Origin of the sequence: Vibrio mediterranei, from assembly GCF_013364395.1 — a bacterium.
Lineage (GTDB): Bacteria > Pseudomonadota > Gammaproteobacteria > Enterobacterales > Vibrionaceae > Vibrio > Vibrio mediterranei.
The window spans coordinates 1,693,711-1,716,418 of the sequence record NZ_JABXGK010000008.1 but is presented as its reverse complement, the minus strand read 5'-3'; the positions used below and the strand labels follow the sequence as shown (position 1 = coordinate 1,716,418).

Here is a 22,708-nt window from a genome sequence, read left to right as displayed (position 1 = left end):
TTTTGAAAAGCGTGATGAATCAATTTCACGTTTATAACCATTATCTCAAGCAAAGGCAGCGATATCTCGCCAATCAAAAGATACCCAATGAGTTGAGAAACTTGTTAAGTGAGCAACCGCCGAGAATGGAGGTATTAGCAACAGAAGTCGAGTACCTAGTGTTGGATTTTGAAACGACTGGGTTAGATGCCAATACCAACACCATTCTTAGTTTAGGTTGGGTAGAAATTGCCAACTTTACGGTCAATGTTGCTAGTGCAAAACAGCTGTTTATTGAGTCGCCAAATGAGGTTAAGGCGGAAACCGCGGTCATAAACCATATCATGCCTGAAATGTTGCAAGATGGAATTTCATTAGATTCTGCGATGACACAGTTATTTCAAGCAGCAAAAAACAAAATACTGATTGCACACGGTTCGATGATTGAAGCGGCATTTGTTGATGAATATTTAACTCAGAAGTATGGAGTGTCAGATCTGCCAGTGATGTGGCTGGATACACTAGCTATTGAAAAGTCGATGGCGTTAGCGGTGAATAAAGATGCTGAGATCGATGTTCGTCTGTCTGAGACTAGGAAGCGATACGGACTACCTGAGTATAATGGGCATGAGGCCTTAATTGATGCCATTGCAACTGCAGAGTTGTTTTTGGCTCAGTCGACTCGACTTTTTAACAAACAGCACCCTTGTATTGGAAAATTGTACCGACTGAGCCAATAAGGGGGTAAAAAAGGGGTGCCTATCCAGACACCTCTTTTTACTGATTCTTGAATTACGCCTTAGAAACTGTATGTGACACCCAGTCGGCTACGTAGTTCGCGGCGATCTGTAACAGAATCGACGTTCACATCACCAAACTCAACGTACGGTGCCCATTGGCCGAAGCTACGACGTGCTGTGGCGTTTAGCTCGTAGTTTGTGTCTTTGCCGTTGTACAAGATATAACCATCTGTTGCTGCTTTATAGTAGTTACCTTCAAGTCCAAAGCGCCACTCGTTTACTGAATAATTGATGTTAGCTGTTAGACGATGACGGCGTTCATTTTGTGCGTCTTCACCGTTGTTTTGACGAATGTCATAACGATAACGACCACTTAAGCTGAGTCCTTCAACACTATCCAGTGCGTAAGTCACGCGAAGCTGTGGTTTGTAAGTCATACCCGCCGAACGAGCTTCGATAGGCATACCTGGTTGGATAGTCCAGTTGTCGTTAATCTTAAAACGATAACCTAAATCCAGCTCCCAACCATTATTTTGCAAGTCTTTAAGAAACGCACCATCTTCTCCTTTGAACTTTAACTCACCGCTATAGTAGAAGTTACCGATGCTGTCTCCCATTTTGATGCGCGTCGCATGTTGCTCCGTTGTGTGCTTGTACTCAGTACGTATATCTAAAGAAGCTGCGCTTACCGCTGCTGTCGCGAACACAGAAACTAATGCCACTGTTACTTTGTTTAAAGTGCTCATCTTATTTAACCCTTAAGATTTTTAGTTTGTGGTAATGTATTACAAATATGATAAGGGGTTTTATATGTTTTTAATGTGATACGGATCGAGATTGGCCGTCCTTTGGCAATGCCTTTCATACGGCTTACTGCAGGAAATTGACTTATATTATTGATATATAAGTTTTTATATGTTGTTGTGTAGTTGTGCCTCTATCGAATTTAACAATAAGATACGTGATGTAGGTAAAGTAATTTTTATATATATTTATACTATAAAATCACAATAACGATGTGATGCGGTTGATTTTTATCCAATTAAAGCCTTCGAATTATCCTATTGAGGGAGGTTTCTACTTCCAACTCAAATACCATTAAAGTTGGAATGTTGTCGAATAGATTTGCTCTCAGACCACAGCAACAAACTGTTGGTGATTTAGTTTGTTGTTAATGATGGGATAGAGACAGAGTATGCACAAAAATACACTCATGACTTTTATAAATACTACAAATATGCAAATTTTGACGTGTTGAAAGAGAGGCGACAGTATTGAAAATACTTGGAAGGGAGTCTTATATCGAGACTTAGGTTGCGAGATTTGAGAATTAAATTGCTTTATTTCAGTATGTTAATGTGGTTTTAGTGGTGTGGTAGTCGCGAGAGAGTTCTACACCTTTCCAAAATATGATCTATGTCGCATTAATTTTATTTGTAATACATTAATATTAATTTGCTTTTGGTAGAGCACGACACGAAGTGTCAGAATTAGCTTGGATGTTGCAAAGCAGCCAAGCGTTCAGATTATTCCATACGACCCCAAGCGAATGGGATGATTCTCCAAAACCTACTTGATAAGTATAAGAGTGTTGTTTACCACCTCACTCAAACACCCCCGGAGTTAATGTCGACGTCACTCTACATTGACAATGGATCTCCTAATGTCGTTTTAACCCTCGCATTATTACAGGTGATGCGAGGGTGTTTTTTATGTCTTACAATAAATTGTCTCACTTACTTATGCTTTCCTTAATTTATAAATCATTAGTTTCGATTATGGTTTCATTTAACTGATTGTTTTTGCTTTTAAATTGTGGATTTGTCTCTCGGTTGTGATGTAGATCTCGATATTCTTTAAAACATGATACGGATCATATGTAATACAATAATGATGGTTAAATAAACGATCTTGTTCACGTAATAATTATATTGTACTACAAATTGTAAGGTATGGACGTATAGTTAACGTAACCGAATAACATATCAAAAGGTTTCAAGATGGATCTCAATACCCTAATTGTAGGCATCTATTTCCTATTTCTTATAGCAATAGGCTGGATGTTTCGAACATTTACTAGCACTACAAGTGACTACTTCCGTGGGGGCGGTAGCATGCTTTGGTGGATGGTTGGTGCAACGGCATTTATGACGCAGTTTAGCGCTTGGACATTTACCGGAGCTGCGGGCAAAGCGTTTACCGATGGTTTTGCCGTTGCCATCATTTTTATTGCCAACGCATTTGGCTATTTAATGAACTACCTATACTTTGCTCCTAAATTCCGTCAGTTGCGTGTCGTCACTGTCATCGAAGCGATACGTATGCGTTTTGGCAAAGTAAATGAACAGGTATTTACGTGGTCAGGGATGCCTAACAGTGTTATCTCGGCAGGTATTTGGCTGAATGGTCTCGCCATCATCGCTTCTGGTATTTTTGGATTCGATATGACCACAACCATTATTCTTACCGGCCTTGTGGTTCTTGTCATGTCTGTGACCGGTGGTTCCTGGGCCGTCATTGCCTCTGACTTCATGCAAATGGTCATTATCATGGCCGTAACGGTAACGTGTGCAATTGTTGCGGTTTATCATGGTGGTGGTGTTTCAAATATCGTTGAGAACTTCCCAACCGAGTCATTTGTTACCGGTGATAACCTCAACTATTTAAGTATCTTCAGTATCTGGGCTGTATTTATTTTCCTAAAGCAGTTTAGCATTACTAACAACATGTTGAATTCATATCGCTATTTGGCTGCAAAAGACTCAAATAACGCTCGTAAAGCTGCACTTTTGGCATGTGTGTTGATGACGCTTGGGCCAATCATTTGGTTTATGCCTTCATGGTTTATTGCAGGTCAAGGTGTGGACTTGGCGGCACAATACCCAGAAGCTGGTTCTAAAGCGAGCGACTTTGCGTACCTTTACTTCGTTCAAGAGTATATGCCAGTGGGCATGGTTGGTCTTTTGATTGCAGCGATGTTCGCAGCGACCATGTCTTCCATGGACTCTGGTCTGAACCGTAACTCAGGGATTTTTGTTAAGAACTTTTATGAGCCGATTCTGCGTCCAAATGCCAATGAAAAAGAGCTAGTCGTGGTTTCTAAGCTGACGTCTACTTTCTTCGGCATTGCTATTATTCTAGTCGCTCTGTTTATTAACTCCCTTAAAGGTTTAAGCCTTTTCGACACTATGATGTACGTGGGCGCTTTGATCGGCTTCCCAATGACTATTCCTGCATTCTGTGGTTTCTTCATTCGTAAAACGCCGGATTGGGCGGGTTGGGGAACGCTAGTCGTCGGTGGCTTTGTCTCTTATTTCGTCGGTTTTGTCATTACGGCAGACATGATTCAAAACTGGTTCGGTCTTAATGAGTTGACTGGTCGTGAATGGGCTGATTTAAAAGTCGCTATTGGCTTGATTGGTCACATGATTTTCACCGCAGGTTTCTTTGTACTCTCAACGTTGTTCTATAAGCCTTTACCTGAGCATCGTGAAAAAGACGTCGACAAGTTCTTCAACAATCTAGCGACACCTCTTGTGGCAGAAAGTACTGAACAGAAGAAGCTTGATAATAGACAACGTCGTATGTTGGGTTCATTGATCGCCGTTGCTGGTGTTGGTGTAATGGCGATGTTCGTCTTGCCAAATCCATTGTGGGGGCGTTTCGTGTTTGTTCTGTGCGGCAGCATCGTCTTTGCAGTCGGCTTACTGCTCGTCAAAGCAGTGGATGACAAAGTGGAAAGTGCGGCTGAAGCCAACGTAGCTACCGAAAACTAGAGTGCTTTATTCATAAATATTGAGCGGCTGATTCCAGCCGCTTTCAACCTTTCTAATGCTTGCAACGTTCAAGCAAGTCCATTGTTAAATCTAATCCAACAAGAGTTCATAAAGAGAATCACATGAAAAAAAATGTCCTCGCTTTATCTTTAACGGCAGTATTCGCCTCAGTTGCGCTGGTTGGTTGCGGTAACACGAATGCTGACACTACTCACGCTAATAAAACGATGCTTCAAGCGTCTGTGTCGATGGCGTTTAATGAAGTGACACGCGATTACCTTTTGTCGAGTGACAGATTGGTTGATGTTGATGGTGCGATGCTTGAGTCCAAGTCAGACCAACAGGTTAACGCACTTAAATCTCAACTTGAGAATGCAAAAGATGGTGAGGTGATTACGATTCCAGATGGAAAATATACCAATTTGGGGCATGTAACAATTGCGGCAAATGGTGTGACGATTAAGGCCGAAACTGCAGGAGCGGTTTGGTTTACTGGTCTGGTTCAATTTGAACTAACAGGTAACAACGTGACGCTAGATAGTTTGGTGTTCACTGAAGGCGGCCCGGCGGAACGTTTCGGCGGAGTTCGCATGATGGGTAACGGAAACACACTGCAAAATTCCACATTCTATTACTTCAATCATGATTATGCGTACGAACCTGATGAGCGTCGTTCTGAATATCCTAAATACCTGTGGGTGTCCTTATGGGGTAAAGATGGAAAAGTCATCAATAATCGATTTGAAGGAAAGCAAAAACGTGGCACTTTGATTGGTGTTCAGAAAGATGAGACGCCAGATAACCACCTTATTGCTCATAATATTTTTGTTGACCAAAAACAGAACCAGTTTAATGAGTTAGATATAAAAGAAGCCGTTCGTTACAACGGTAACAGCTGGGAAGCGATTCGAATTGGTGACTCGAAATCTTCGCAATGGGATTCTAGTTCTAAGTTTGTCGATAATTTGCTCGTAGATATGGATGGAGAACGTGAACTTATCTCGATCAAGTCGGGTGATAACGAGATTTCGGGTAACACAATATTCGAAAGTGCAGCGTTGATTTCATTGAGACATGGTAAAGGTAATAAGGTAGAGAACAACGTTATTCTTGGAAACAAGAAATTGCTAACAGGTGGTGTGCGCATCTACGATGAAGATCATGTGATTCGCAATAACTACTTTGCTAACACACGTGGGCGTGATGGACTAATTGAAGGTAACGCTGATCTTCGAGGTGGTATTGTCATTAATACAGGGATTATCGACGTAAAAAACGGCGAGCAGCTTGACCAGTCTGTAAAAGGAAAAGAGCTAAACAAGCAATGGACACCAAAGAACATCGACATAGAGAACAACACGTTTGTTGATACCGAGTGGGGCATTGTCTACGGTAATCAATCTCACCGTGTTAGCTTGTTCAATAATGCCGAAGTAGACAATATTTTTGCTGGTGTTGATATTCGATTTAACAACAATGTCGTCGACAATTCACAAAACCCAGAGTTTGTGAGTGTACGAGCTACAGAGCAGTTTCCTCTGGTTGATGCTAGTTACCATAATGAGTTTTACACCCCAACTATAGTAGGGCAAGAGCAGTTAGAAAATTACTCACTAACACTTCCAAACATGTCATTGGAAAACGGGTTTAATCAATACCAAGGAGCAGGGGCAAACACCTCTGAGTTGCAATTGATTACCGCTGATAGTGCGGGGCCGACTTACGTATTAGTGAATAGCAACAAGTAACCTGTCAGGAAATTTCGTAAGGTAAAGTCAAAGCGGTCAAGTGGCCGCTTTTTTAGTGGCCGAGTACTCTGTGCTGATCGGCTAACTTAATACCATACTTTGATTTCTACCTCGGCTCTTTGCAATGTACAACGCGTCATCCGCTCTTGAAAAAATATGATTATTTCGCTCTTGATAGCGAGCTTGGGTTATGCCAACGCTCAATGTTATCGAAAAGGTCTGCTGTTCATAGTGGAAAGGAGTATCGGCTATGGTACAGCGAATGCGTTCCGCAATCTCGTAAGCCGTGTGCTCTTCAATATCAGGTAGAAGCAGTGCGAACTCTTCGCCACCTACTCGGGCGAAAGTATCATCAGGCCGAATGATATCTTGTATTCGAGCAACCACTTCTTTTAGCGTGTTATCCCCTGCTAGGTGTCCATAGGTATCGTTGACCTTTTTGAAGTAATCAATATCCATCAACAATAAACAGTGTGGGGTCGTGCTTTTAGTTATGGTTGCTAATGTGGAGAAAAAATAGCGGCGATTAGCTATTTGTGTGAGTGGATCGGATTCACTCTGTTTACGGAGCTTTAGTTCAAGGCGATGGCGCTTCGATATGTTTCGAGTGAGCCAACAAACTACCCTTTGATTTTTACAGGTAAAAGAAAGCGGAAAGATCTTGCCCTCAAACCTTAATGTGCCTGCTGGACCCGATTTGGGGTCAATGCCGTTAAGATCTTCAACGCATAGATCATATTCGACAGTCATGACCTGATTATTATCGAGTGATGTGATGATTTGACTGATATACCAGTCGGCTTGCTCGGAAGGCATTACCGAGTGCAGAGTTTGCCCAATCAGTACACTGCCGTCATGATACGACTGAGTATCAGTCCCGCCAAGAAAATCAACATATTCTCCTTGTTCACTTATTATGAAGACAGGGTCAGGTAAACAAGAAAGCACCTCATATACTTCGTCTAATTCAGTAAGCATGCTCTTCCACGAATATTTTTATAATTTACTTTATTAACAATAGAGTATATAAGCAAAAAATAAATAACAAAGGTGATAGAAAAAGCTGAGGTTGAGATCGAGAAATAGGTTTAAAAGCTATATGTGACAGCTAGTTGTGTAAGCTATCACATATATTTACGACAAGCTGGAGAGCCTTGGTTTCCCTGTAAAACTAGTTGTCAGAATCTATATTCTCATCAGTTATGTCATCACTGAGCACATCTGAATCGTCATAGTCCACATCTTCATTGATTGTCTCTGGCTCAGATTTCTTACCATTTAATGCATGAAACCTTTTCCTATCGCGTGCAAGGTGTATGTATTTCAACCATGTTTTTTCTAGTTTGCTCTCTGCATGACTTTCGTCTTGGAGCACTTCTAGAAAGTGTTTTTCTGAATCCGATTCCGGAGATAGCTCGCCACTTTCTAGCAAACTCATCGTATCTCCAAAGCGAATCAAGATATCTTCTTCAGCTAAAGTAAAATCGCCAGATTTAGCAAATCCACGTCGAAACCGCTTGTTATCGTAAAAAGGTCTCTTTCCAAGACGAAAATCTACATTTGACATAGCCACCCTCATAAAATGACGTTAATCATCGAACTCAGCCTCAGTATAGACAGAGGATGTAAGGTTTTTGAAATTCTACCCATCGATTTTTTCAACGTTTTTTGGTTTGTTCATTAACTCATTGGTTAGACGCTACTTTTACTTGGGTTTTTTAATATTGTGTGATGGTTTGATGAAGATTTCATGTCGCCCTTGAGTTCCGAAAGTGGCTAGTAAGATGCAAAATGTGCGTTACACTGGCGATAGAGTAGGCAAGGTTAGAGGCAGGTATGGAGTCACTTAGTAGAGAGCAATGTTCTGTTGCCCGATTATCAAGGGATCCAAGGTTTGATGGCGTATTTTTTGTGGCAGTGAAGACAACGGGCATTTTTTGCCGCCCTATTTGTCCAGCAAACTTGCCACGAGAGGAGAATGTTGAGTATTTCTCTACGGCGCCTGTAGCGTTGCAGGCAGGATATCGACCTTGTTTGCGCTGTCGTCCGGATAGTGCGCCTAATTCGTGGGCCTGGCTTGGTAAAGAAACCAGTTTTCGACGAGCATTAAGTTTGATCGAGCAGGGGGCATTACAGCACTCCAATTTGGAAACGTTGTCAGATAGGCTCGGCGTTACCAGTCGATACTTAAGACAACTATTTCAAAACCACCTGGGTATGTCACCCAAGGTGTATGCTCAATATCATCAATTAATGTTTGCCAAACAACTGCTTCACAACAGTTCACTATCAATAACTGATGTTGGTTTTGCCAGCGGTTTTAATAGTACTCGACGATTCAATGATGCCTTTAAGAAGTATCTTAAATTGACGCCTTCAGAAATGAGGCGTCACCATGCAAGGCAAGATGACAGCGGTCGCAATGTGATTCATTTGGCTTACCGAGGTCAATATCACTGGGAGTCGTTACTCGATTTCTATCGTTTAAGAGCAATAGAAGGCGTAGAAGAAGTGACGCAATACAGCTACGCTCGTTATGTGGAGATTGATGGTAGTTTAGCTTGGTTCAAGTTACACGCTGATGTGGAGGGCAAGCAAACAATCAAAGTGGAATTTGAATTGGAAGATGTCACAAAACTGTCTTGGTTGATGAGCAATATAAAAAGAGTCTTCGATTTAAACACCGATGTGGCTTTGATTGAAGAGTTGCTATCGAAGTACGACGACCAATTAGTTATTAAATCAGGGCTGCGGCTTCCTGGTGTGTGGTCGACTTGGGAAGCGGGTGTTCGAGCTGTAGTTGGGCAGCAGGTTTCGGTAAAAGCAGCTATAGGGCAGCTTAACTTGCTGACTGACACTTTGGATCATACGGTATCTGGGCAGCGAGTTTTTCCTAGTGCGGATATCGTCGCCCGTTCCGACCTTAGTTTTCTTAAAATGCCAAACAGTCGAAAAGAGACATTAGCTCGGTTGGCCCATCATATTACCAATTCGCCCGAGGACACACCAAATAACTGGCTGGCTCTAAAAGGCATAGGTCCATGGACCATTAGTTATGCAAAGATGAGGGGAGCCTCCGAGCCCAACTTGTTTCTTGATACAGATTTGATCGTTAAAAAATACCTTGCTGAGCACCCACAATTGAACGCTGCGAATGTGTCACCCTGGGGAAGCTACGCTACATTACATTGTTGGAGTCATTTTTCATGAACTACTACCTAATAACACCAAGCCCACTTGGGGATGTCACTATTCAAGCGAACGATGATGGTCTGCTAGGGCTTTGGTTTGAAGAGCATACTACATTGCCCGATGTTCTGGGCTCACTAGCTCCCGAGCATCCAATTTTGGCTGAAGCTTCTAAACAGCTCTCTTGTTACTTTGAAGGCAAGGTACAGTCATTTGATCTCCCCTTAGCAGCTGAAGGAACTGATTTTCAAAAGCTTGTTTGGCGAGCATTGTGTGATATCCCTTTCGGAGAGTCGATAAGTTACCAAGAGTTAGCGAATCGAATAGGCAAACCTAAAGCCGTAAGAGCCGTTGGAGCTGCAAATGGAAAAAACCCCATCTCAGTTATCGTTCCTTGTCATCGCGTAATTGGGAAAAGTGGTACATTGACAGGCTATGCTGGCGGAGTTGAACGAAAAAGAAAGCTGCTGGAGCTTGAAGGAATTAAGCTCTAACACAACAGAGAACCTAAAATGTTGGAGCATTGTAGGGTATTTAGTCTGTTATCTATTGGTGCTGTTTTATAAATAGCAGGTTGCTTAGATACTGATTTCATATTGCTATGGTTTTTTTATTGCGTTTTTGCAAATATAGAGAAGGACTAATTGCAAAATGCATCTGTTTTTGCAAAATGAAAATACTATATGAGTATGGTTTACATGAAATCGATACTTATCTGACCAGAATTATCTGAAAACAACGATTTAAAAAGTTGGCACGCTTGATGCATTATTTAGAACGACCCTTTTTAAGCCGAGGGTCACCTAGCCAACTGACGTTGTTAGTGAACCTCTATTGTTCACACTTGTATATAGCCAGTCACACTATTTGGTGGCTGGCTTTTTTTATTTTTAGGCTAAGAGCTAAATCACTAAGGCTTACACAATATCGCCTAGTTCAACTCCCTTACTTTCAGCACAGCCTTCATAACAGCTTGGTTTTCTCGGACATGCTGCTCCTCTCGAACAAATTAACCGTGCATCGCCTTCAATACCTCGTTCAACCCAATTGATATTGAGGATTTTAGCCACTGTTTGCAGATCCTTTTTGATAGAACGAGGAATGCTGACACTGCCACCCCCTTCGACACATGATCGTTTTAGTTCACTGGCTATCTCCAATGCGTTGCCGCCTTGAGCATCTATCGCAGGATTTAGATCAATACCCGCACAGAGTACTCGATTATTTCCAGCCGGGTCGGTCATGTTGATGGATTCACAGCAATAAATACGAGGTTCATCACCCACATTAAGAATAGAGATTTGTGCAGAAGAGCCGTTTTGAGGTTCAGATAAGCGCCTAAATACCGCCCAGTGTTGACACGGGTCGTTCACCATCCGCATGTTTCCCCATGGCAGCGGAATACCGTTTCCTCGGTAGACGGCTTTGAGCTTTCCAGGCCCGTAGGCGTCGAAATAGTGCCAATGTGGATAGGGAGATACCACAGTCATACGACGCATGGCGACAGACGGAGATACGCCTGCACGTTTGTGAACGTCGATTTCATACCCACTTCTGTCTAGTAGTTGTCTAAATGGGACTTTAGGGCAAAGTAGGGCTCCCGCAAAAAAGCTGGATTCAAAATCTCTCCATGCTTGCAAAATATCTTGTGAGTTGAGAGCAGATGTGGACTGGTTGGCTGCAGAGTCTTCCCAGCTATTGTGATGACCAACACTGAGTACGCTTTTCAGCCCTTCTTCACTGTGCAAAATTCGGTGTCCGATATAAACCGCTAGATCATATTTGAGTCTTGTTGGGTATGCTTTGAGTATTTCGTTTAGGTAGATGGTACCTGGAGGCTCAAAAAACGAGGTAACGAGTTGCTTGGCATTAATTCCTAACTCATCCACCACATCTTTCGGTGTGCGATTGACCCATTGAACTCGCAAACCTAAATCGCCAGCAATATCGATCAGATCTTCTACAGATAGATTCAATCGCTTCAGTCCCACTTCTTCTGCAGCCCGTTCTAGATCGGGAAAGTGGTTTTGCAAACTTTCTTGGTGAGCGCGGATCAAAAGATGGGCGAATTGTCTTCCGGTGATTCCGGTTTGCGACAACATTTCCGGAATGGCAATTTGCAGTATGTCGTTTGAAAATAAAAAGCTTGGCTCTAAAGCCATGCCACTGATGCCTCCGCGATTGCCTTTAACCGGAGTAATTTCTTCTTGCTCAGGCTCATTATCTAAAAACCATGCTGGATCTTTTTGGAAAACTTCGGCGATAACTTCAAGCATATCGATGCTTGGGACGCGTTTTCCTCGTTCAATCATCGATAGATACGAAACAGAAGGAGCGTACTCTGGGTTGATGCGAATACAACGCGCAGAGAGGTCTTCCATTGTTAAATGGTTGCGTTTTCTAAGGTTTCTTACCTTAGTGCCCAAAAAATGGGACTGACGGATTAGACTTTTTGACAGAGGCATTTTGTAAAATTCACATTGTAAAATTTTTGTTGTGAAATTGTAGTCAAAAACAGGCTAGTCTACAAAGTATACAAATCACAAAACGAATATAAATTTAAACACTTGTTTAGGATATTTGCTCTAAATAGAACAAAAGGCCGTATGAGGGAAAGACTATGAACATGCTGACATTCGATAAAACAGAACTACATAAAAACCACTCAACGTTTATCGCAGAAGCTGTCTTTGCCGTGGAAATGGTGAAAGCCGACGAGCAAATAGAGAAACAAAAGATGGCGAAACAGCTGCTTGATACATTGTTTCCACTAGAAAATGGCTCACACGAAGACGTGGTAAGTTACGAAATAGATTATCGTCACGTGCAAGCTTATTTTAAGAATGGTGAGCATACGGGGTTGAAGCGCGCAAAACACTTTGTGGCTTACGCCGGTGATAAATGTGCTCCTGAAGCAATTCTATTCCGTGATGAGAGTGGGACACACGTAGAAGTGATGATGGGTAAGCGCAAAGGAACCGGTAATCTAGAGCTTGTGGAAATTGAAGATATCCAACTAGAAACGTGCACAACCTTCGGCCAAACAGAGCAATGCCATGCGTCTGGTATTCGCCACTGGGTTAGTCTAGTTCAAGGTGATGATCAAGGCCGCCCTAGAGCTTGTAGTGAAGACAAAGAATTTACGGCGAAAAACGGTGACGATTATAACCTCGGATTTAGTTTCGCCTTTTAATACCCGCTAGCACTTTTACTTAAACACCGTTTTCCTTTGGTAGTGAAGCCCCACTTACGAGCAGTGGGGTATTTTTTTATATTATTTTTCTATATTTAACTTCTCGTCAATAGCTAACTCGACTAGTCTTATATTGTGTCAATTCAAAGTGTTAGTCGATATGCCAACCAGCTCGCAATCCAGTAAAAAGTTCACTCTGCCTTTGCATATTCATATCTCCGCAATTTTCGTCATTTTGGTGTTGGTGATAAGTGGTGTTCAGATATGGATTACTCAAACGAGCATGAATAAAGTTCTATTGAATGCGAATGAAAACTTATTTGAACGTATCGCCGGTGAGACACGCAGTAATATGTCCTATCACTTCGGCCCAGCATTTAGCATTGTCGATGCCTACTCAGCTGGAGAACTGGTTCGGGAAGTAGACCCAGAGCAGCGTTTTGCATTTGTCCCGGAGTTAGTGTCGCTCTTAAGAGCAAATAGACATATCTTCTCGCTAAAAGCAGCGTTTCCTGATGGTGAGTGGTTAGCGGTTGTTCGTTTAGCGGATGATCGGATGCGGACTCATTTAGGGATTGACCACAGTGCAGAGTATGCGGCGTTAAACTTTAATACAGATACAAATAAGCTAGAGGTCAGAACTTACAGTGCTCACCTTGCCTTGCTGCAATCTCGTGAAATGAGTAGTCCGCTTCGCGACCCACGAAAATTAGATTGGTTTCGCACAGCATCGCTGGTACACGCTCACGTATCTAAACCATATTTTATGCCGGTACTGTCGCGAACCGGTATCACTATTCATCGAAAAGCAGCTAATGGAGCTGTGTTTGGAGCGGATATTTTATTGGATCAAGTATCTGAAGTATTAAGGGACAGTGATGAAAACCGCGATGCACTTAGAGTGTTGTATGACGACGACTTTAATGTATTTGCTTACAGCCGACCTGAATTATTTGAAGTAAGAGATGCTTTAAGACAGTCGGCACCTCTCAAGTTGGGAGAAATTAACCACCCCTTAATCTCAGGAACAACAAACATCGTTGAGTTCGGTCCGCAAGCCAAAGAAATCAACTATCAAGGAGAAAAGTGGGTCGTTAAAGTCGATAAGCTGCGCGGCACTCGTGACCAGCTATTTAACCTAGTGATGGCAGTAAAGTCAGAGCAGCTCTTGAAAGATGCCAATATTGTAGCGAAACGCTCGCTGATAGGTTCGTTCTTCGCATTATTAATCGCATTACCCTGCATTTACTATCTTTCGCAGTGGCTAGCACGGCCAATTCGTCAGGCTACTCAGAAAGCACGAGCCATACAACATTTCAACTTTGATGATGGTGGTCAGGAGCACTCTAGAGTCACTGAAATCAAAGCTATGTCGGATTCATTGACGGTGATGCAGGCGACAATAAAGCGTTTTCTTTCTCTGACCAATTCAATGGCAAAAGAGAATGACCTAGAGCGGATACTTGAATTGGTTTGTGTCGAAACCGCAGATGCAACGAGCGCAAACAGTACATATTTGTATTTATTGAGTAAAGATGAGAAATATCTCGAACCTAAGTTTATCAAGCTCAAAACCAAAGGCATTATTGATATCACTACACAGCCGCGATTACCTCTAGATGAACCTAGGCTTGCTCAAGATGTAGAGGTATTTTTTAATCAAAAGCAACCGGTTTATTCTAAGTATTACGAGGCTAGGCCTTTTGTTGTTAAGGAAAATGAAACCGACAACTTACTGTTTATTCCTTTGATAGACCGCAACAAAAAAGTAATTGGTGGGCTGGGTTTAGGCTTTGATGAAGAGCATGAATCTCAAGTATTAATGGATAACAAAGAGTATCTAGAGACGTTGGTCGCATATGCCTCTGTTACCATTGAAACTCAAACAATGTTGGCTGACCAGAGAGCGCTATTGGACTCATTCATTCAAGTGATGGCAGGAGCTATTGATACCAAATCACCCTATACCGGCAACCATTGCCAGCGTGTTCCAGTGTTGACTGAAATGCTGACTCAAGCAGCTCAGGACTCTACTAAAGGGTCTTTCGCCGATTTTTCAATGAGTAAAGAACAGTGGGAAGAGCTGCATATTGCCTCTTGGCTACATGACTGCGGGAAAGTGACCACACCTGAGCATATTATCGATAAGTCCACCAAACTGGAGACCATCTACAATCGAATTCATGAAGTCAGGACTCGCTTTGAGGTATTAAAGCGCGATGTAGAACTAACCACTTATCGAGCTAAATTTAGTGGTCAAATAGATAATCAGGACTTGGAAGCGATTCGCTTGGCTCAGGAAGAGTTAGATAAGGAATTTGCACTGATTGCTGAAATCAATTTGGGCTCTGAGTTTTTAGATGACGACAAAGTAAAACGTTTAGAAACTATTGCTCAAAGAACATGGCAGAGCACGATTGATCCTAGATTAGGTCTTTCATGGGAGGAGCTCGCACGTTATTCGGACAATCCTTTTGTTGAAGGTAAACATGTTCCCGTGTTGGCAGATAATGAATCGCACTTGGTTGCGTGGGAAAAAGCGCCTCTTCGGGAAGAACGTTTTGTTTTAAAGGCTGGTGAGCATCAAAATAACCAAGGTGAGATGTACAACTTATCCATTCGCAAAGGCACGTTGAACCCTGAAGAACGCTACATCATAAATAGCCATATGATAGAGACACTGCGAATGCTAGAGAGCTTGCCATTCCCAAGACATATGAAAAATGTGCCTCTTTTAGCTGGTAGTCATCATGAGAAAGTGGACGGAACCGGGTATCCATTAGGTTTGAAAGCCAGCGAACTTCCCCTCCCTGCTCGTGCCATGGCTATCGCTGATGTTTTTGAGGCACTAACAAGTTGTGACCGACCATACAAGAAGTCAAAGATGCTTTCTGAAGCCATCAAAATCATGAGTTTTATGGTAAAGGACGGACATTTGGACCCAGCTTTGTTCAAACTGTTTTTAACCTCTGGTGTCTATCGTGATTATGCGCAGGCGCACATTGATAGTAAGCAAATAGATGACGTGGATATTTCTCAGTATGTGGATGAGTTAAGCTACTAAAATTGGTGGCGTAACCTATTATTAATTATCAGTTAATTAGTTTTAGGTACGTGAAATGGATTTCAAAAGGGCGGGCAAAAGCTGGTTCCGTTACCCACTGCACATCCACATATCGAGTTTGTTTATCATCATTGTGATGTTGGTGTGCGGTGTGCAGTTATGGCTTACGTATTCAAGCTTAAATAAAGTATTGGTTGACGCTAATGACCATCTATTTGACCGAATCTCTGGTGAAGCGAGAGCCAATTTGCTTCACCATTATAGTCCTGCATTTTCAACCGTTACTGCATTTTCCAAAGGGCAGTTGAGTCGTTTTTCAACGCATGACGAACGTCTCGGTTACGTTCCCGAAATCAGCTATTTATTATCCGCTAGCCCTTCTATTTTTTCCTATACCTTAACGCTACCTAATGGTGACCATTTCAGTGTCTATCGAGTATTTGACCGTAAGATCCAAAAGGGGTTTGAGGTTTCTCCCGAGGCACATTATGTGGTGTTTAGTTACTATGCTGACCAGCAACAATTACATAGATACGAGTACGATGAAGAGCACGAATTGGTTAACTTTACCTCACAAGATGGATATCAGACCGACTTAAGAGAGCGAGAGTGGTTTGGTATTGCTAACTCCGACTCCGTATCTATGTCTGCACCCTACTATTTCCAAAAGTTAGGAAAGATTGGTGTCACAGTGTCAAGGCGTTCCGAGAGTGGCGCAGTGGTCGCCGCGGACATCACCTTGGATCAAATTTCTCAGGTGCTTGCTGAAACCATCAGTCGTAAATCTTCATTTCGGGTGCTCTATGATGAAAGTGGGCGCTTGTACGCCTACAGCAACCCAAAACAAGTAATTATTCAAGAAGGCGCCTTGGATAGTGCCACCATTCTTATTGAAGATATTGATAACCCTGTTGTTCACGAAGCCGTTCTATTATTTGGCAATACGGTAGATACCGTACATGAATTTTATGTCGACGGTGAAAAATGGATAGGTAAAGTAACCAAGTCGGTCAATAACTCCGGTCATGACTTGTATTTGATGATGGTGGTGAAATCCACAGAGTTGTTGGATAAGTCTCAAGTTATCGCCAAGCGATCAATCCTGACCTCACTCATCGTTTTATTGATTGCCCTTCCTTTTGTGTATATTGCAGCGCAGCGTGTTTCTGCGCCAATTCGAAGGGCAACGCTACGAGCACAGAAAATAGAGAGCTTTGACTTTTCTAGAAAGACACCGCAAAAGTCACATATCAAAGAGATTCATGATTTATCTCAAGCTCTGTTTGGGATGCAGCAGACACTATCTAGATTCTTGCTATTGACCAATGCGATTGCAAGGCAAGACGAGTTGAAACCTTTGTTGGATTTAGTGGCTAACGGAGCACTAGATGCGACCAGTGCGAAGCGTGCTTTGTTGTATCTAAGTGATGATGACAACGTGTTGATTCCGCACAGTGTGGTTTCAAAAACGGACGATAAGTTTGATCTCTCTGAACTGTCACCACTTGATGCAAAGAACCGCGATGTAGCGTATTTATTCGAATCTTTAAATGGCACCCGACCAAAAGCGTTAGCGGTCGAATATCAGGACATCAAGCATGCTATTCCGCAAATAGGAACCCATGACGTGTTCTTGTTTTTACCGTTGTTAGACAGAGGTGGTCAGGTGTTAGGTGGCTTCGGTTTGATTATTGAAAGTGAACAGCTTGATACGTTGTCGACCACACGTTTGCCATTTATTGAATCATTAAGCGAATACGCTTCTGTTGCCATTGAGTCTCAGCAAATTCTTGCTAATCAAAAAGCGTTGCTTAACTCGTTTATTGAGGTCATGGCGGGCGCGATTGATACGAAATCTCCATACACGGGGAATCACTGTCAACGTGTTCCAGTACTAACAGAAATGTTGACCAAAGCCGCCGAGCAGTCTGAAACTGAGCCATTTAAAGGCTTTAAGCTGTCATCTGAAGAGTGGCAAGAGTTGCAGTTGGCAGCTTGGCTACATGACTGTGGCAAGGTAACGACGCCAGAACATGTGGTTGATAAAGCAGTGAAGCTAGAGACAATCTATAACCGCATTCACGAAATAAGAACACGATTCGAGGTGCTTAAACGTGACGCACATATCTTGATATTACAGCAGGCCCTAGGTGAACCTTTATCGTTTGAATTACAACAACAGCTAGACGCTAAATGGCAGCGGATTGATGACGACTTTGCCTTTATTGCCGCCACGAATGTAGGCGGTGAGTTTATGACGGATGATGCGGTGACACGTCTTCATTCTATCGCTCAGCGGCAATGGACTAAAACTATTGATGAAGGCCAAGGGTTGTCTTGGGAAGAGCGTCGACGTTATGAGCAAGCTGAAACAAAACCTGGTGAAAGTGAGTCGGTGTTGGCCGATCAGCCATATCATGCCATTCCATGGGCAGTTGAAACAGAGCCTTCGACTCGATTTACGCTTAAAAAACCGATGTATCAGAATAATTTGGGAGAGCTGTATAACTTATCGATTCGCAAAGGCACGTTAAACGATGAGGAGCGTTATGTGATTAACAACCATATCGTTGAAACCATTAAGATGCTGGAGAGTCTGCCATTTCCAAAAGGAATGCGTAATGTTCCTGCTATAGCTGGCGGTCATCATGAAAAAGTGGATGGAACGGGATACCCTATGGGGCTCAAAGCCGATGAAATGCCGCTTACTGCCAGAGTGATGGCGTTAGCCGATGTCTTTGAAGCGTTGACCAGTGCAGATAGACCTTATAAAGAACCCAAGACGTTATCAGAGTCGATTAAGATCATGTCTTTTATGGTCAAAGACCAACACCTTGATGCAGAGTTATTTAAGCTATTCTTGACGTCTGGGGTTTACCAAACATTTGCCATGAAGTTCTTAAACCCTGAACAGATTGATGAAGTAGATATAGAGCAGTATTTATCGTGACGTAATAAAAGGGGCAGAGAGAGAATTATCTGCCCTTGTTATTCTAATTTATGACTAGGGTTTTTACTGAGCGATTAAAAAGGCATAACTCGGTTGCGGCCTGCTCGTTTGGCATCATAAAGCATCTTATCTGCGCGATCGACCAGTGAGGTGTAGGTATCACCTGCTGTAAATTCAGCGACACCAAAGGAAGCGGTAATATTGCCGACCTTTGAACCATTTTTTCGATCTTTAATCGTCATTTTTTCAATGGCCAGACGCAGTGCATCCGCCATTTGTCTTGCCACTCTCAAGGACTTATTAGGAATGATCAATGCGAATTCCTCTCCGCCAAAACGGTAGGCAGTTATCCCACCTCGACAAGCTTGTTTTAGACGTTGTGAAATACCTTTTAAGATCGTATCACCAAATAGGTGCCCGAATTCGTCATTGAATTTCTTAAAGTGGTCAATATCCAAAAAAATGAGGCTCATTGGCTGCTTAGCATCGCAGAACATGTTGAGGTCGGCGTCAAACGCTCCGCGATTATACAATGACGTCAAACTATCGAATAACGCATTGCATTGAACCTTAGCCAACTGTGATTTTAGGCGCGCTATCTCATCGCTGGCGTTTTTTAGTTGGTTATGAATAAAGTCGGTTGAATGGCGAATGTCGTTTGCTTCGTCAACCAACTGTTGAATCAAAGGCATTACTTCATCAAGTGTCGGATCGCGCTGCGATTCTATTTGCGTGCTTAATCCGTCAAAACTTTGCTCAAGTACTTTGGAGAACTGTGATGTATCGGCGATGGCATCCGTCATTGAACTTGAAACTTCAGTAACTAGGGCTTCCATATTGTGCTTGAGATCTTGCAAATTGACTTCGGCTTTGCCGGCAATATGGTCGCGATAAAGTAGATTGGTGTTTGCTGGCGGTAAAATGTCGAAATCTTTGAGAATAGCGTCAACTTCAGCGTTCAGTTCTGGAATGGTCTGATCGACATAAGTATACCAAAGTGCATAATTGGCAGGCGTCGCGGGAACGTGGTGTTTTACCATCAATGGTACTGCTTTTTTTAAATTAGCCGCCGATTTCTGAAAATCGTTCTTTTTCATGATCTAACTATTGTCCTTGGCTCATTCTGATTGGCGAGGCTTGCACTTAATTTGAACTCAGACTCTTCTGGTCCGATTATTTATAATTATCCAACGAGTTCAGTAGTTTGTCACTTTAGAAAGTTCAGTTTTTGAAAACGGACTCAAATATTAACGTGATTTTGGTTCAATAATGGCGCTATTTATAAAATGCATTAAAATTAACGCCATTATTTGTTGGCTGTGTAAATTTGTAGCGCCTAATTGCTAATGCGTCTCTCTCGCCGTCTAACTACGGCCTCTTTCACGAAGTGGTCGAATAGCGGTGCGAATAAATTAGCAAATAATATGGCGAGCATAATACCTTCCGGATAGGCTGGGTTGAGCACTCTGATACCAATAGTCATAACTCCTATCAGTAAACCATAAGCCCATTTCCCTGTATCAGTAAACGCAGCGGACACTGGGTCGGTTGCCATAAAAAAGGTACCAAAAGCGACACCACCAATGACGAAATGCCAATAAACGGGCATCGAAAACATAGGGTTGGAATCCGAACCAATGGCATTCAGTAAAGTGGCGGTTACGGTGAGGCCAATTAAGACTCCCGTCACAATTCGCCAAGAGGCGATTCCGATTGCTATCAAGAATATACCCGCCAACATAATCAGTAATGTTGATACTTCGCCCATAGACCCAGGCAGGTTGCCAAAGAAAGCATCCCACCACGTTAATGGCTGCCCGGTTAGGGGACTATAAAGGGCACTCTCCCCACCTTCATACCATTGGCTTAGCGGTGTAGCGCCCGAATAACCATCTGCGGCGACCCATACGGCCCCTCCAGACATTTGAGCGGGGTAGGCGAAGTAAAGAAATGCCCGTCCAGCGAGAGCCGGATTTAGAAAATTGCGCCCTGTACCGCCGAAAACCTCCTTAGCGACCACAATACCAAAGGTTATCCCCAATGCTGCTTGCCAAAGCGGGATAGTTGGCGGGAGGATGAGAGCAAACAAGATTGAGCTGACAAAGAAACCTTCGTTAACTTCGTGCTTGCGGACGATAGCAAACAGGACTTCCCAAAAACCGCCCACAATAAATACGGTGAGGTAGACAGGTAAGAAGTAGCTAGCGCCAAACAACATTTTACTTGCCCAGCCCGCCGCAATCAGATCATTGGCAGAGCCAAATGCCAATGATAGGCGCCAGCTTTCGGCGATCATTTGATTGATTTCTTCTGGGGAATAGGTGACCGATAGCGCTGCGACAGTCTGGTTGCCAATATTAAACATCCCCCAGAACATTGCGGGGAATACAGCGATCCAAACCATTATCATGATGCGTTTGAGGTCAATACTATCCCGCAGATGTGTCTGTCCTCGAGTGACGTGCCCAGGCGTGTAAAACAACGTGGCGACTGCCTCATAAAGTGGATAAAAAGTTTGGTATTTGCCTCCAGCTTCAAAATGAGGAGCGAGTTTATCGAGGTTTTTTTTCAATGACATCCCAAAGCCCTCCTTGAGGTGTTGTTTATAGCTTCAACAAAGTTTCTACGTGATGGAATCACAGAATGACCAACTCTCTTCTAAGCTATCAAGGGTGTTACTGCGTATCAGATGTCTGGGAAAAGATGACGTTGGGAAATGGTATGTCAAAAAGAAGAGGAATTTATTGGTTCAACCATGATCTCCGGTTGCACGACAATAAGTTATTGCAAAAGGCCAGTGAGCACGTCGACAGACTGCATTGCGTGTACTTTGATGAGCTGAAAACCATGTATGACAGACGCTTTCTGCCGGTAGAGATAGACGATTCAGCGAAGCGAGAGTTTAAGATGCAGGCGCTGGGTGAGCTGAACCAATCTCTGATGCAACTCGGGCAAGTACTACATCAAGTTTCAGTCACCAGCCTTGATGAGGCCGTGAGCCAGCTAGAACAGATGTTCGACTATTATTCGATTACTGACCTGTATGTAGCGAACAGTGCAAGTTGGTACATTGACTATGTGGTCACTAAAGCGCTCCTCAAGCGCACCGATATCGTTTTGCATCGTGATGATACCGAGTCCTTATTTCACCAAACGATACTGCCTTTTGACTTAGAAGACTTGCCACACTCTTTCACTCGTTTTAAGAATAAAATGGAAAGCATTGTAGTGCCGTCCCCATCTCAAACTACGACCCAGCTACCACGTCCAATGAATAATCGAGATGGCCTCCCTGCCAGCTATGGGTGCGAACCTTCTTCTTTGAAGCTTCATAGCAGCGTTCGTGGAGGTGAACTGGCGGGCTTAGGGCATGTGCGAGACTACTTTGCTACTCAGGCGGCGCTTAGTTACAAATCCACACGCAATGAACTCGATAACTGGAGCAGCTCGACCAAATTTTCTCTCTGGTTAGCCAACGGCAATGTGTCGCCCAGAGCAGTGGTGAATCAACTACACCGTTTCGAGCAAAAGCATGGTAGTAACGAGTCCACTTACTGGATTCTGTTTGAGCTACTCTGGCGCGAGTACTTTCATTGGTACAGCCACAAATATGGCGCCAAGCTGTTTGCATTTGGTGGGATACAAGACAAGCGTCCCCTGACCACTTTTTATGCCTCAAGATTACGTCAGTGGGTCGAAGGCAATACGCCGTTTCCCATTGTGAATGCTTGTATGAACCAACTCCGTGAGACAGGCTACATGTCTAACCGAGGGAGGCAACTGGTCGCGAGCTGTTTGGTGAACGAGTTGTCACTCGACTGGCGCTATGGTGCGTGCTATTTCCAGCACATGCTTATTGATTATGATGTCGGGTCGAACTGGGGGAATTGGCAATATTTGGCTGGGGTGGGTGCTGACCCTAGGGGGAACAGAAAGTTTGATTTAGATAAACAGAGCCAACTCTATGATCCTGAAAGTGTTTTCATCCGTAAGTGGAAGGGTGACCGGCCAAATTCCCGTTTGAACGCGGTAGATATGACGGATTGGCCAATTCAGGACTGATAGGAAT

The 22,708-nt window shown here is 43.1% G+C and carries 15 protein-coding genes; 9 read left to right on the top strand and 6 right to left on the bottom strand.

The annotated features are described in order from the left end of the window. Positions 1–14 precede the first annotated feature (14 nt). The gene (locus HOP38_RS24785) at positions 15–719 is read left to right on the top strand and encodes a 3'-5' exonuclease (RefSeq protein WP_110165266.1); all 705 of its coding nucleotides are present in this window, start codon (positions 15–17) and stop codon (positions 717–719) included. A 59-nt stretch (positions 720–778) separates the two neighbouring features. On the opposite strand, the gene HOP38_RS24780 is transcribed toward HOP38_RS24785, so the two are convergent. Continuing rightward, positions 779–1,465: an oligogalacturonate-specific porin KdgM family protein gene (locus tag HOP38_RS24780; RefSeq protein WP_006070275.1), complete on the bottom strand. Its 687-nt coding sequence runs from the start codon at positions 1,463–1,465 to the stop codon at positions 779–781. Positions 1,466–2,719: 1,254 nt separating this feature from the next. Here HOP38_RS24780 and HOP38_RS24775 point away from each other — a divergent pair. After that, on the top strand, positions 2,720–4,495 hold the full coding sequence (locus tag HOP38_RS24775; protein WP_038222000.1) for a sodium:solute symporter family transporter: 1,776 nt from the start codon (positions 2,720–2,722) through the stop codon (positions 4,493–4,495). Positions 4,496–4,617: 122 nt separating this feature from the next. After that, a complete protein-coding gene (locus HOP38_RS24770) occupies positions 4,618–6,243 on the top strand; it encodes a polysaccharide lyase 6 family protein (protein WP_198559238.1) in 1,626 nt (541 codons plus the stop codon). An 81-nt stretch (positions 6,244–6,324) separates the two neighbouring features. Here HOP38_RS24770 and HOP38_RS24765 read toward each other — a convergent pair whose 3' ends face one another. Both HOP38_RS24765 and HOP38_RS24760 read right to left on the bottom strand, forming a co-directional pair. Beyond that, the gene (locus tag HOP38_RS24765; RefSeq protein WP_198559237.1) at positions 6,325–7,221 is read right to left on the bottom strand and encodes a GGDEF domain-containing protein; all 897 of its coding nucleotides are present in this window, start codon (positions 7,219–7,221) and stop codon (positions 6,325–6,327) included. 193 nt (positions 7,222–7,414) lie between these two features. Then, positions 7,415–7,810, bottom strand: a complete 396-nt coding sequence (locus HOP38_RS24760; protein ID WP_031493109.1) for a MaoP family protein — start codon at positions 7,808–7,810, stop codon at positions 7,415–7,417. A 269-nt stretch (positions 7,811–8,079) separates the two neighbouring features. Here HOP38_RS24760 and HOP38_RS24755 point away from each other — a divergent pair, with 269 nt between their 5' ends. Next, a complete protein-coding gene (locus HOP38_RS24755; RefSeq protein ID WP_038222003.1) occupies positions 8,080–9,453 on the top strand; it encodes a DNA-3-methyladenine glycosylase 2 family protein in 1,374 nt (457 codons plus the stop codon). Further along, entirely contained in the window at positions 9,450–9,926 is a 477-nt protein-coding gene (locus tag HOP38_RS24750; RefSeq protein ID WP_063602988.1) for a methylated-DNA--[protein]-cysteine S-methyltransferase, read from the top strand. Before HOP38_RS24755 ends, HOP38_RS24750 begins: the two co-directional genes overlap by 4 nt. 423 nt (positions 9,927–10,349) lie before the next feature. Here HOP38_RS24750 and HOP38_RS24745 read toward each other — a convergent pair whose 3' ends face one another. Continuing rightward, entirely contained in the window at positions 10,350–11,897 is a 1,548-nt protein-coding gene (locus HOP38_RS24745) for a DUF3612 domain-containing protein (protein ID WP_081411533.1), read from the bottom strand. Between the two features lie 155 nt (positions 11,898–12,052). Between HOP38_RS24745 and HOP38_RS24740 the strand changes: the two genes are divergently transcribed. The 3 genes from HOP38_RS24740 to HOP38_RS24730 all read left to right on the top strand — a co-directional run bounded on the left by HOP38_RS24740 (position 12,053) and on the right by HOP38_RS24730 (position 18,639). Then, positions 12,053–12,625, top strand: coding sequence for an aldolase/citrate lyase/malate synthase family protein (locus HOP38_RS24740; RefSeq protein WP_006070283.1), 573 nt, complete (start codon positions 12,053–12,055; stop codon positions 12,623–12,625). Positions 12,626–12,785: 160 nt separating this feature from the next. Continuing rightward, positions 12,786–15,689: an HD domain-containing phosphohydrolase gene (locus HOP38_RS24735; RefSeq protein WP_006070284.1), complete on the top strand. Its 2,904-nt coding sequence runs from the start codon at positions 12,786–12,788 to the stop codon at positions 15,687–15,689. Between the two features lie 55 nt (positions 15,690–15,744). Continuing rightward, on the top strand, positions 15,745–18,639 hold the full coding sequence (locus tag HOP38_RS24730) for an HD domain-containing phosphohydrolase (protein ID WP_198559236.1): 2,895 nt from the start codon (positions 15,745–15,747) through the stop codon (positions 18,637–18,639). A 74-nt stretch (positions 18,640–18,713) separates the two neighbouring features. On the opposite strand, the gene HOP38_RS24725 is transcribed toward HOP38_RS24730, so the two are convergent. Together HOP38_RS24725 and HOP38_RS24720 are read right to left on the bottom strand one after the other, a co-directional pair. Continuing rightward, a complete protein-coding gene (locus tag HOP38_RS24725; RefSeq protein WP_063602991.1) occupies positions 18,714–19,736 on the bottom strand; it encodes a GGDEF domain-containing protein in 1,023 nt (340 codons plus the stop codon). Between the two features lie 239 nt (positions 19,737–19,975). Beyond that, positions 19,976–21,217: an NADH:ubiquinone reductase (Na(+)-transporting) subunit B gene (locus HOP38_RS24720; protein WP_198559235.1), complete on the bottom strand. Its 1,242-nt coding sequence runs from the start codon at positions 21,215–21,217 to the stop codon at positions 19,976–19,978. Positions 21,218–21,360: 143 nt separating this feature from the next. Between HOP38_RS24720 and HOP38_RS24715 the strand changes: the two genes are divergently transcribed. Then, complete coding sequence (locus HOP38_RS24715; protein WP_198559386.1) at positions 21,361–22,701, top strand: DASH family cryptochrome; 1,341 nt, start codon at positions 21,361–21,363, stop codon at positions 22,699–22,701. Positions 22,702–22,708 lie beyond the last annotated feature (7 nt).